At 40.1% G+C, this 12660-nt stretch carries 10 protein-coding genes; 4 read left to right on the top strand and 6 right to left on the bottom strand.

Features of this window, described 5'->3' with window-relative positions:
• Positions 1-212: 212 nt before the first annotated feature.
• Both ACMZOO_RS07405 and pta read left to right on the top strand, forming a co-directional pair.
• Entirely contained in the window at positions 213-1421 is a 1209-nt protein-coding gene (locus ACMZOO_RS07405) for an acetate/propionate family kinase (protein WP_440906052.1), read from the top strand.
• The gene (gene pta / locus ACMZOO_RS07400; RefSeq protein ID WP_440906051.1) at positions 1418-3562 is read left to right on the top strand and encodes a phosphate acetyltransferase; all 2145 of its coding nucleotides are present in this window, start codon (positions 1418-1420) and stop codon (positions 3560-3562) included. The genes ACMZOO_RS07405 and pta overlap by 4 nt, the downstream gene beginning before the upstream one ends.
• A 423-nt stretch (positions 3563-3985) precedes the next feature.
• Here pta and ACMZOO_RS07395 read toward each other — a convergent pair whose 3' ends face one another.
• A complete protein-coding gene (locus ACMZOO_RS07395) occupies positions 3986-4876 on the bottom strand; it encodes a hypothetical protein (RefSeq protein WP_440906050.1) in 891 nt (296 codons plus the stop codon).
• A gap of 59 nt (positions 4877-4935) precedes the next feature.
• Positions 4936-6267, bottom strand: coding sequence for a metalloprotease PmbA (gene pmbA, locus ACMZOO_RS07390; protein ID WP_440906049.1), 1332 nt, complete (start codon positions 6265-6267; stop codon positions 4936-4938).
• Positions 6268-6353: 86 nt separating this feature from the next.
• Here pmbA and yjgA point away from each other — a divergent pair, with 86 nt between their 5' ends.
• Positions 6354-6884 (top strand): ribosome biogenesis factor YjgA, encoded by a 531-nt coding sequence (gene yjgA, locus ACMZOO_RS07385; protein WP_440906048.1) that lies wholly within the window; start codon positions 6354-6356, stop codon positions 6882-6884.
• A gap of 55 nt (positions 6885-6939) precedes the next feature.
• Here yjgA and ACMZOO_RS07380 read toward each other — a convergent pair whose 3' ends face one another.
• The 3 genes from ACMZOO_RS07380 to ACMZOO_RS07370 all read right to left on the bottom strand — a co-directional run bounded on the left by ACMZOO_RS07380 (position 6940) and on the right by ACMZOO_RS07370 (position 9978).
• On the bottom strand, positions 6940-7836 hold the full coding sequence (locus ACMZOO_RS07380; protein WP_440906047.1) for a DUF6174 domain-containing protein: 897 nt from the start codon (positions 7834-7836) through the stop codon (positions 6940-6942).
• A gap of 140 nt (positions 7837-7976) precedes the next feature.
• Positions 7977-9542 (bottom strand): methyl-accepting chemotaxis protein, encoded by a 1566-nt coding sequence (locus ACMZOO_RS07375; RefSeq protein ID WP_440906046.1) that lies wholly within the window; start codon positions 9540-9542, stop codon positions 7977-7979.
• A gap of 64 nt (positions 9543-9606) precedes the next feature.
• Complete coding sequence (locus tag ACMZOO_RS07370; RefSeq protein WP_440906045.1) at positions 9607-9978, bottom strand: histidine triad nucleotide-binding protein; 372 nt, start codon at positions 9976-9978, stop codon at positions 9607-9609.
• A gap of 110 nt (positions 9979-10088) precedes the next feature.
• On the opposite strand from ACMZOO_RS07370, the gene gorA reads away from it, so the two are divergent.
• Positions 10089-11438, top strand: a complete 1350-nt coding sequence (gene gorA, locus ACMZOO_RS07365) for a glutathione-disulfide reductase (protein WP_440906044.1) — start codon at positions 10089-10091, stop codon at positions 11436-11438.
• A gap of 70 nt (positions 11439-11508) precedes the next feature.
• On the opposite strand, the gene ACMZOO_RS07360 is transcribed toward gorA, so the two are convergent.
• Entirely contained in the window at positions 11509-12492 is a 984-nt protein-coding gene (locus tag ACMZOO_RS07360; RefSeq protein WP_440906043.1) for a fatty acid desaturase family protein, read from the bottom strand.
• Positions 12493-12660 lie beyond the last annotated feature (168 nt).

Here is a 12660-nt window from a genome sequence, read left to right as displayed (position 1 = left end):
TAGATAAATTTTATTGCTTCTTCAAGCTATGCCGCGCAGTGTACAGCAACTTTGGCTAATGTCTAGTATAAAAATTAACCAATTTAAAAATAATTTTTTGTGACAGTAAATCATACAACCTTGTTAACAGCCAATTTGATCTAGCACAACTTATGTAAATCCCTTTCTTTCTATACTGCTTCTGTAAAAAGATGCAATCGGGGAGAAAGGTTTTGCATATCGACGGTTATTTAGTTGTCAACGCTGGCAGCTCATCAATCAAATTTTCATTTTTTGATTTTCAATCACCACAGCCCATTTTAACTGGCTTAGCCGAATGTTTGTTTAGCGAACAAATAACTTGTGTAGTTAAATACCAAGGCAATAAATATCCAATTATAGTAAAAGGGCAAGACCACAAAGCTGTGTTAATTGCTTTGTTTGACTACTTAGCTGAGCAATTGCCAAATTTAAACGTAGTTGCAGTAGGGCACAGAGTTGTGCATGGTGGTGAGCACTTCTCAACTCCAGTATTGATAAACGATGAGGTAATTGAAAAAATTGCCAGTTGCAATAACCTTGCACCTTTACACAATCCAGCCAATTTAATCGCGATTAAATTAATTGCACAAATGCAGCCTAACTTGCCGCAAGTGGCTGTGTTTGATACTGCGTTTCACCAAAGCATTAGCCAAGAAAAATTTATGTACGCGCTGCCGTACCAATATTACGCTGATTTGCAGGTTCGTAAATATGGCTTTCACGGCACTTCACATCAATACGTTAGTCAACAAGCGGTTGAACTGCTGAATTTAGCTAAAGATGATCATGGATTGGTGGTTGCACATTTAGGTAATGGTGCGAGTGTTTGTGCCGTGTTTAACGGTAAATCAGTTGAAACTTCAATGGGGTTAACGCCGTTAGACGGCTTAGTTATGGGCACTCGATGTGGTGAACTCGACCCTGGAGTGTTTAATTATTTATGCGACAAACTTAATTTATCAACTGGCGAGCTAACCAATATCTTAAACAAAAAAAGTGGTTTGTTAGGCATTTCTCAATTAAGCAATGACATGCGCACTTTGCTTGAACAAGCTGAAAAAGGACACGAGGGCGCTAACCTCGCAATTGATATGTTTTGTTACCGTTTAGCCAAACATATTTGTGCTAGCACTGCCGCTTTGCCGAAATTAGATGCAATTATCTTTACTGGTGGTATTGGTGAACACGCCGCAGTTATTCGCAGCAAAACTATCGCGCATCTAAAAGTTTTACATTGTCTGTTAGACGAACATAAAAATGCTCAGTCTTATAACCAGTTCAATGCAATTCACCATGATTCATCTTTAGTGCAGCTTGCAGTTATCGCCACTAACGAAGAATGGATGATAGCGCAAAGTGTTCAGCAGTTGGTTGCTAATAATGCGGAGGCAACAGTATGAAACAAACCATTTTAATTGCCCCAACAGGTTACGAAACTGGTGTAACTTCTATCTGTTTAGGTTTGTTTCATGCGCTGGATAAACAAGGTATCAAGGTTGCCTTTTGTAAACCTATAGCGCAGGGCAGCGGCAAAGCTAAAGGTGTTGAACCTTCAGTTAGTTTTATTCGCGAAATAAAAAAGTTAGCTGTGCCTAATCCAATTGCTTTGCAGCAAGCTGTGCAGTTAATGGCGCAAGGAAAATCTGATGATTTAATGGAATTGGTGGTCGAAAAAGTTGACCAAGCTGGTGAAGATTCCGATGTAATTATTATTGAAGGTTTAGTACCGCAAGATGATTCGCCGTTTATCCATAAAATTAATACCAGCATTGCCAACTCATTAGATAGCCAAGTGATTTTAGTCGCCGCCGAAGGTGCTGCCAATGGCGCTGAGCAAGCGCAAGCTTGGGTTAATCAGTTAAAAGTAACTGCTAAAGTGTATGGACATAGCAAAGAAACAAATGTACTGGGTTTTGTATTAAATAAAGTTGGCGCAACTAAACAACAAAGCAAAAGTGCATTGCCAGTTGAAGTGACAGGTAATCAGTTAGTTGCGCCTAGCCTAAATTTGGATGATTTCGAAAGCCAAGTAAACTTGGCTTGTCTAGGTGCTGTGCCGTATTCACATCAACTGATTGCACCACGTTTGTGTGATGTAGTGCAGCATTTAAATTGCCAAGTTTTAAATGATGCTGCTGATTTAAATCGTCGTATTAGCAATGTCAGTATTTGTGCGCGCACTGTAGTGAATATGGTCGACTCGCTTAAAGCGGGCGCATTAATTGTCACCCCTGGGGATAGAGATGATATTTTCTTAGCTTGTTGTAGCGCGGCGTTAAGTGGTATTCCACTAGCGGGTATTTTATTAACCGGTGGCTATCAGCCTGCAGCTAAGCTAATGACTATGTGCCAAAACGCTTTAGCAACAGGTTTACCTGTCATGCTGGTGGAAGATAATACTTTTAACACGGCAATCTCGCTCAATCAGTTAAACCCGCACGTGCCAGTTGACGATTTGTATCGAATGGAGTTGGTGATGCAGTATGTTGCTGAGCATATTGATGTTGCAAAACTAGCCAACAAAATTGATGTAGCAAGACATATTCGTTTATCACCGGCAGCTTTCCGCCATAGTTTAATTAGCAAAGCGGCTAAACAGAAGCAACGCATTGTTTTACCTGAAGGGGATGAAATTCGCACCGTTGAAGCGGCAATTATTTGTGCGCAAAAAGGCATTGCCGAGTGTATTTTATTGGCCGATCCTGAAAAAGTCGCTATGGTCGCCAATAGTTTGTCATTGGCGCTCCCTGATGGGGTAACTGTGGTTAACCCAACTAGCATTAGTGCTGAATATATTGCACCTTTGATGGAAATGCGTAAACACAAGGGCATGACAGAATTGCAAGCGGCAGAAATGTTGGAAGATCCTGTGGTGATTGGCACTATGATGTTGGCACTTAATCAAGTAGATGGTTTGGTTTCTGGTGCGGTAAATACTACTGCTAATACAGTGCGCCCAGCGTTACAGCTGATTAAAACTAAACCTGCTAGTAGTATTGTTTCTTCAATCTTTTTTATGTGTCTGCCAGATCAAGTTTTAATTTATGGCGACTGTGCAATCAACCCAGACCCAACTGCTGAGCAGTTAGCGGAAATTGCCTGCCAAGCGGGTGATTCTGCGCTTGCTTTTGGTATTGAACCCAAAATTGCCATGATTAGTTATAGCACTGGCACCAGTGGGCATGGCCAAGATGTTGAAAAGGTTAAACTTGCGACTGAGCTTGCGAAAGCCAAACGCCCTGATTTATTAATTGATGGCCCGTTGCAATATGATGCTGCAAGTGTTGCTTCTGTTGCTAAAAGTAAAGCGCCGAATAGTAAAGTGGCAGGGCAGGCAACTGTGTTTGTTTTCCCTGATTTGAATACGGGTAATACTACGTATAAAGCTGTGCAACGTTCTGCCAATGTAGTGAGCATAGGCCCTATGTTGCAAGGTCTACGTAAGCCGGTAAATGATTTAAGCCGTGGGGCATTGGTGGAGGATATTGTTTATACCATAGCGTTGACGGCTATTCAGGCGCAGTTTGAGAAGCAGGTTTAGTGCCGCTGCTGGGGCGGTGCACACGAGCCCATTCGAAGCATAATTTTCTAAAACGCTTTGTTATTTATGCTTTATTCATGGGGTAATTCATCCATGAAGCTTGGTCCCTGTCGTCATCCGTGACTCCACCTCGCTTAGCTGCGAAGCGGTGCTTCGGTCTTCGCTCGCCCTATCTTTTGACGTTTTAGAAAATCAGCATTCGAATGAACTCTTTGAGAGCATATTTATCGCTGTTTTTGATTCAGCAATTAAAATGCTTAGTTAGGCTGGGAATTGCGAATAAACGAAGCAACCTTGAATTGCATGGATGCAATTCGAGAGCGCCTAGGGACAGCTTGCAGCGTTTGCTGAGTTATTCGGAGTTTCTAGGCTATTTACTCTGAACTTCAAGCGATAAGTATTGAATGCCCAATGTTAGAGCGCTTACCGATCAAAGCCAAATTCACTGGGTTGAAACCAATAGCGGGTGTTCTTCCAGTCGGTGTCCGCAGGTAATATCGGATTATCTATCAAGATATAGCGAGTACCTGGCTCTACCCGCAATGGGAAAATGTGTCCTGTTAATAAATGATTTTGCATATGGCTGATCAACTCACCATTATCAATCATTTTTTCTAGCCCATCTTCAATCCACTGGGCCAACTCAGGTTTATGTTTAGGTGTAAAAAAATACACTGCAAACGGATAATGCAGAATAATTTTTTGATAGTGACGCAGATCAGGGTATTGCGAATTTCTAACCCTAACTTCGTTGTAACCATCGTGATAAGGGCGTGGGAAATAATCACAGCGTTTTGCATGCACACGTTTAAAAATGTTCTCGTACATAGCATTAGCGACCACTGGTAATTTAGCCGCTTTTAAAATTTGTACATCTGGCCAATGTGCGCCTTGGCAGGCAGTGTAATTTCTAAGCTGAGCTAAATTAACAACCTGTTCAAATTGAACAGCTAAGTCTTTATGAATAATAAAAGTTCGATAGCCGATTAGGCCTCGGCTGGTGGGTATTTTTATCGCTCGTAAAGACTGCTCCTTAGTCGCATCTGTACCAAACCAGTACACATCGATTTTTTCACCTTTGGTTAACTCGTGAAAAGCGCGTGCTTCAGCCATATGCAAAGAGGTTACAATACGTGGCACGGCTCGGCCATTTGCACCATGTTCTAGGGCTTTTTCTAGCAAAGAAACATGATAATGGTGACCAATATCTAGGTGTGAGCGTGGTTGTGGTACATAAACAGTATCAAGCGCATATGCCATAGTGCTGCATAGCATCGACAGCACTAACAGTGTGGTTTTGATTTGTTTAGTCACAACAGCACTCACAGATGGATCATTTGTAGAGTATATAAGAGAGCTTAACAGATTTCCTGTTAATTGCCCGCGACTGTCATTTGTTCAACAATTACCGAGCCGGTTTGAATTGAGCCTTTAGGGTCGATATCGTCGCCAATCGCAACTATGTTTTTAAACATATCCTGCAATTTACCTGCTATGGTAATTTCTGTTACTGGATATTTAATTTGGCCATTCTCCACCCAGAATCCAGCAGCACCACGAGAATAATCACCATTCACTAAGTTAACACCTTGGCCCATCATTTCAGTTACTAACAAACCTGTACCAAGTTTTTGCAACATTTGTTCAAATGAACCACCGCCAGCACTAACTAACCAGTTATGAATGCCGCCAGCATGGCCTGTGGTTGGCTCGCCTAATTTGCGCGCTGCGTAGCTGCTAAGTAACCAAGTATTTAGGACACCATTGGTGACTATTTGGCGTTGTTTGGTTGCAACACCTTCTGAGTCGAACATGCGGCTAGACAGGCCTTGTAAAATAAACGGATCTTCATTAATGCTTAGCCATTCAGGGAATACTTGTGTGCCTTTGGCGTCTAATAAGAAGGTTGCCTTGCGATAAAGGTTGCCACCACTAATTGCGCCAATAAAGTGACCAAACAAACTGCTGGCAATTTCACTGTTAAACATAACTGGCACTTTACAGGTTTTGACCTTTTGCGCGTTTAAACGTGATACCACTTCTTTCGCAGCTTTTTGTCCAACAAATTCAGCACTGTCCAATTTACTCATTAAACGCGAAACTGTGTATGCATAGTCTCGTTGCATGTCATTTTCTGAATTGGCAATCAATGAACAGCTTAAGCTATGACGTGAGCTTGGGTAACTGGCAATTAATCCGGTTGAATTACCGTATACCTTAAACCCTTGATGTGATGAAAATGATGCGCCATCACTGTTGCTGATCAATTTATTCGCTGCTAAACCTGCTTTTTCACAAGCGAGCGTTAACTCAATTGCGTCTTCAGTTGAAATATCTGACGGGTGGTATAAATCTAAATCGCGTAAATCTTCGGCTTTTAGCATTAATGCTGGATCTGCAATACCCGAAAAAGGGTCTTCCGATGTGTATTTCGCTATGTTGCAAGCTGCTTCAACTGTTTGTTTGAGCGCTTCGGCAGATAAATCTGACGTAGATGCACTACCTTTTTTCTGACCAAACCATACTGCAATACCTAAAGCGCCACCGTAGTCGTATTCAACGGTCTCAAGTTCTTGCATGCGGCAACTAACTGATAAACCTTGCTGTTTTGAGATTGAAACTTCTGCGCTGGTTGCACCTAGTTTTTTTGCTAGGGCTAAAGCGTCGGCAACTGCTACTTTTACGGAATCTATTTCTTGAATCATATTTTTATTCAGATAATACAAAGCATATAACTTAGTGTAACATACGCTATAGTTTACAGTAGTAAGAATATGTTTAAGTGAGTGGCATGAACGACGAATGGCAAAATGAAGTCGATCCAGACGAAGAAATAATTTATGTTAGCAAATCTGAATTAAAACGAGATGCGATTATGCATCACGAATTAGGTCAGAAGCTGGTAAATCTGTCTCCGGCTAATTTAGAAAAAATTCCTATGGATGCTCAATTGCATGAAGCTGTGCACCTAGCTGTGAAAATTCGTAATAAACATGGGGCATTTAGTCGGCAGTTAAACTATGTAGGCAAACTATTACGTTTTCGTGATTTAGAACCAATTAATATAGCTATTGCTAAAATTGAAAATCAGCACCTAATTGCCAATCAATACTTTCATAATTTAGAAAGATTACGTGATGATATTATTGCCAAAGGGGATGATGCAATTAATCAATTGTTGGTTGACCACCCTTCAATGGAGCGTTCTAAATTACGTCAATTAGCGCGCCAAGCGAAAAAAGAAGCTGAACAAAACAAACCGCCTAAATCGGCACGACAAATCTTCCAATATTTAAAAGAAAATATTCCAGCGAAAGATTAATCTATCTTGTCGTTAATAGGCCGAATAAAAATACTATTTGGCCTATTATCATTTTTTACTCAAAGTCGGAAACTCTATAGCTTATTCCAGCATCCGTTGCTTGTTGATTGTAGCCATAGCGCAATAATTCGGGGAAACCATAGTCCGCGTTGTAAATTACTTCATCCAAAATTTCTGAATCGATAGCTTTTTGAGTGAGTTCAAATAATTTATCTAACGTATGTAATTGGAGTTTGTCGTCGTCATCAAGTTGAATGCCGGTACTTTTGTCATAAGCATCCACAATTACATTCGAACGAACAGTCACTACAACTTCCGACCACTTTAAAATACAAAAACATTTAGTTTGTATAGTGTAGTTATAATCGCTGAGCGCTTGGTGCTGCCATTTAGCTAAATTCTCATCTAATTGCTGTTGAGGTTTCTGTTTGCTTGATACTTCGAAATCTGTTATCGAAATAGTTATACCAGCATCTTCGACGCCTTCATAATACCCATAGCGGATGGTTTGTGGGAAGCCGAACTCTGGATGATAGTTTGCCTCGTTCAAATTACCATCAGTTAATATCGATTGTGTAAATTCAAACCATTGATCAATATTTGTTACCCAATAATTGTCTGATAGTATCTCGCCTGTTTTTTTATCACTAATCTGAGTAATTTCGCCATCAACCACTGTGACATTAGCTTCTGATACAGGCAGCAGACAAAAACAACTCTGGCGCACGGTAAAAGAATAATCTGTGAGTGCGTGTTGTTTCCATAATTGGTGATTGCTGTCTAATTCATTTTGCTGTTGTTGAGGGTTATTAGTTTGTTCTGTTTTTTCAACGACAGTTTCAGTTTGCCCTGAAATCTGAGAGTTATCTGTAGTATCCAAAGAGTCAGTTTGGCATCCCAGCAGGATAATTTGGCAAAAAAATATAATAAGGGAGAAAGTTTTAGCTGTCATAACAAGTCCTTTTAATTATCTAGTTTGTGGCTACTTAAGCCGACTGTGAACTAAAAAATTATATTAATTCAAAGCGGGCTTAACTAGAATACTAAAATTGTTAAAAAGTGTTACTTTATGACTAATTTAAACCAAAAATATTAAAGCTTAAACACATTAACTTGCTGAGTTAAATGCTCAGCAAGCTCGGATAAATCTTGTGCTGTGGTTTGTGTACGCTTGCTTACTTGTGTGACTGTATCGCCAATTTGTTTAAACGAGGCTATTTTGTTGTTGAGTTGTTCAACGTCATGTTGGGCACTTCGAGCAAACTGCGCTGATTGTTCGCTGCTGCTGTTGAGTGCCAGCATTACACCACGAGTAACTTCTAGCTCATCAACCAGTTGACTTGCTTGTTCAACTGAAACTTGCACTTTCTGTTGATTAGAATCCATAGTACTTTGTGCTGAACCTATTGATTCGACCACAGTGGCTAATATTTGATTAATTTCTACAGTGGATTGATGGGTGCGTGTCGCCAGTGTTCTAACTTCATCTGCAACCACTGCAAATCCACGGCCTGACTCACCCGCCCGTGCAGCTTCAATTGCAGCGTTGAGAGCTAGCAAATTTGTTTGTGCAGCGATGTCAGCTATTGTGCCAACTACGCTTGAAACATTATCGCCTGCCAGTTGTAATTGTGTCAGTATGTCTGCTGTTTGTTTGATGTCAGTTGCCAGTACTTGAATATTGTCAGAGGTGGTTTGTACTTGCTGTTGCAATGAGGTAATTGCGTTTGCACCTTGTTCAGCCTGGTTCGCCGCTTCAGATGAACAGTTTACGCTGTTGTCCATATGCGCATTTAAATTATCAATTTGCCCTGCTAAATAGCTAAGCGCGTCTGCCAATTCTCGGTTGATTTGCTGTGACTGTTGGCCGTTATGCTCCAAAGAGCTTGTTGCTTCGGTAATATCACTTACCGCGGTTGAGACTTTTTGTAAACTTTGTCTGAAAACCGCAAGTAGATGGGTTAGTTGGTGAGATATGTCGCCAATTTCATCATTACTGCGGATGGTCAGCTGTTTGGTTAAGTCGTGCTGTTCGGCAATGTTTTTGATATTGCTAGAGGTGTCACGTACAGGTGTTGAGATTAGTTTGTTTGCGAGCAAATAGGCTGTTACAGATACTAAAACGATTAGTGCAAACTGGGTATAAATTGCTGTTTGGCTGTTAGTTAATGAGCTAGCTAGTTCATCAATATTCGCCGACATATGATTTGATATTTGCTGTGCATTTTCTTCTAGTTGTTGTTTTATTTGCTGCTTGCTTAAATCTAGTTGGGTCAAAACGTTACGAGCTTGATCCCAATCCACTGAATTGGCCGACATAGTTGTGTTCAGTCGATTCAATTGTTGCACAAACTCGTCAGTTTGCTGCAGTGCATTCGAGTTAATAATCTCCAAGTATGGACGATTGTTTTGACTAAAAGTTTTAGAGTTTATGGTTGTTCCATACAAAGCATAGGCATTAATCAGCAATTGGTTGTATGCGTTGTTTAGACTAGCTGTTTGTTGGTAAGCCGGTAGGGTTTGTTTAATCAGTTCTTCTTTTTTATTCAGTACTTGTTGATAACTAAACTCGAGTAAAATGGCGGTTAACAAGCCAATAAGCCCAATTAATAAATAACCCAGCATCATTTTACTGTTTACAGTGCGGAATAGCGGCATAAGTACATTTCCAATTGTTATCGGTCTACTTGAATTAGAATAGACCGATAACAAGGAAAATAAATTACAGCCCAGCTTTTATTTTATCCGTGTATGGTGGCCAACCCATGGCTTTACCCGCCAACATATGTAAGTGGATGTGATAAACCGTTTGTCCACCATTGTCATTGCAGTTCATAACAACTCGGTAACCATCATCAGCAAAACCATTTTCTTTCGCGAGTTTAGCGGCTACTAAATATAAATGGCCAACCAGTTCGCGGTCGCTTTCGGTTATGTCATTAATGGTTGCGATAGCTTTTTTGGGAATAATCAAACAATGAAAAGGGGCTTGTGGGTTTATATCTTTAAACGCCAGTGCTAAATCGTCTTCATAAACAATGTCTGCGGGAATTTCTTTATTAATTATTTTGGTAAAGATTGTTTCTTGTGACATATAGGCTCCTTGAATCTTGGCACAAACAACACAACAATATGATGAATGCTAAAATGGTTTTTATCTGTCTCATCATAGACTAAATACAGAACAAATAAATAGGAAAAGCTATGTCACAACATTTTGATTTTATCGCCATAGGTGGCGGCAGTGGTGGGATCGCCAGTGCCAATCGCGCAGCAAAACTAGGTAAAAAAGCCGCTGTGATAGAAGCCAAACATGTCGGTGGCACCTGTGTAAACGTAGGGTGTGTGCCAAAAAAAGCCATGTGGTATGCAGGGCAGATAGCTGATGCATTTAGATATGCGCCAGATTATGGCTTTGACTTATCTGTGAATAAACTAGACTGGGCAAAACTGGTTGAAAGTCGTCAAGCTTATATTGAGCGTATACATGCATCCTACAGTCGTGGATTTGCCAATAACGGTGTGACCTTAATCAATGGGTTTGCCAAATTTGTCGATAATCACAGTGTTGAAGTAAACGGCGAGATTTATACGGCAGATCATATTGTGATTGCCACAGGTGGTCGACCGAGTTTGCCAAATATTCCAGGCATTGAACATGCGATTACTTCGGATGGTTTTTTTCAGTTAAATCATCAGCCAAAAAGTGTTGCTGTAGTGGGGGCGGGTTATATCGCAGTTGAAATTGCTGGTGTTATGCATGCACTTGGCAGTGACACTCATTTAACTGTGCGTAAAGATAAACCATTGCGCGATTTTGATGAACTGATGTCAAATACTTTAGTTGAAGTGATGGCGAGCGAAGGGCCGACACTGCACACTCACTTTACTCCAGCCAAAATTGATAAATTACCAGATGGATTGTTGCAACTAACCAGCGAAACAGGGCAAAAGTTACCGCCAGTTGAATGCATTATTATGGCAATTGGCCGCGAGCCAGCAACGGATAATATCAATTTAGCGGCAACGGATGTGCAACTGGACGACAAAGGCTTTATTGTTACCGATGAATACCAAAACACCAGTGTGCCTGGTATTTATGCTGTAGGTGACAATACTGGCCGTTTAGCATTAACCCCAGTTGCAGTTGCTGCAGGGAGGCGGTTATGCGAACGTTTATTTAATGGCAAAACCGAATTGAAACTTGATTATGACAATGTTGCGACTGTGGTATTTAGCCATCCACCCATAGGTACAGTTGGTTTAACCGAAGTACAAGCAAAAGCTCAATTTGGCGAAGATAATATCAAGGTGTATACCAGCCAGTTTACTGCTTTATATCAAGCTATGACTCAGCATAGACAACCGACTAGAATGAAATTGGTCTGTTTAGGTGACGAAGAAAAAATTCTTGGTATTCACAGTATAGGCTTTGGCTCAGATGAATTGTTACAAGGTTTTGCTGTCGCATTAAAAATGGGTGCAACCAAAGCTGATTTTGATAATACAGTGGCAATACACCCGACCAGTGCTGAGGAATTTGTTACTATGTAGCGCATCAACTGAATAGCTGCTGAATTCACTCAGCAGTTATTCAGTGGTTTGGTAAATTATTATCGAGAGATTATTTGTTTGTCGAAACTAAATTTGCACTGTCATCACAACTATCGTCTTGCACTTCCGTTGGGTTTTGACCTTTAACGCCGAGTTGCGCCAAGTATCTCAGTGGGTTACTGATCACATGACTTGTTGGTGCTTGACCTGTATCTTGCAAGTATTTTTTATACTCTTTCATTTGATGCAGTGGTATATCTTGATTCATATGATGGTAGATATGGTAAACCCCCCACCAACAGCTTAAAAAGCGAAACCAAGCTAGTTGAGGTGTAAATTCGATACATTGGGTATGTTGCTCTTGATAACCTGATTGTGAAAATGTATCTAATCCTGAGTGCTCAAAATATACTCTCAGTCTAAAACTCGCCCAGAAACTGAATACCAAGCTAAAATACCAAAGTAAAATAAAAGGTATCACAGTACCTGTTATCAAATAATTAATCGCGACTAATATCGAAAAAGATGCAGACCAAGTTAATACAGTTGATAAAATATTTCCTTTTATTATCAATAGAATGAAACTCGACATTTCGCGTAAACCACCAAGCAGAAATAAGTCTTTGAAAAAATAACCAACATAGTTAACACCGCTTTGTGGAGAGCTATATTGTTTGTGGCCAATTTTTTTAATCGGTATTTCTGTGTCTTTGTCGGTTCCGACATATTTGTGATGATCACCATGAAATTTACGATAATTTTTCATGTTTACAAAAGCTGGCCCAAAGCTTAATAACATGGTTAATACATCATTTAAGGTTTTATTTTTACATACTAAGTAGTGTGCGCCGTCATGGCCAAGAATGGCTAAGTGGTGTTGCAATACACCTGTGATAAAACTCATAACTAAAAAAACACCAATCGCCCAGCCAAGTGACTCATTTAAATCGATAGTACTTAAGTAGTAGGATTGCGCAAAAATAATAGCCCAGATAGATAACACTGGGATCAACCATTTGATTGGATTTAGCTTAATTTTAAACTCTGGTGGCATAATTTTATCCTTATTTATATTGATTTTATCCACTAAGGTTTTATCGCTGCAGGGCAATGCGGCTAACTACACATACCCGAGTACAGTAAATGGGCTAGGGTATTACAAGTTAGTCTGGTTAAACAATAGCATTTTCAATTTTGAATTAAAATTAAGTTTTATATATCA

It is taken from the genome of Catenovulum sp. SX2 (assembly GCF_052056295.1).
Classification (GTDB): Bacteria; Pseudomonadota; Gammaproteobacteria; order Enterobacterales; family Alteromonadaceae; genus Catenovulum.
This window is presented reverse-complemented; position numbering and strand designations above follow the sequence as displayed.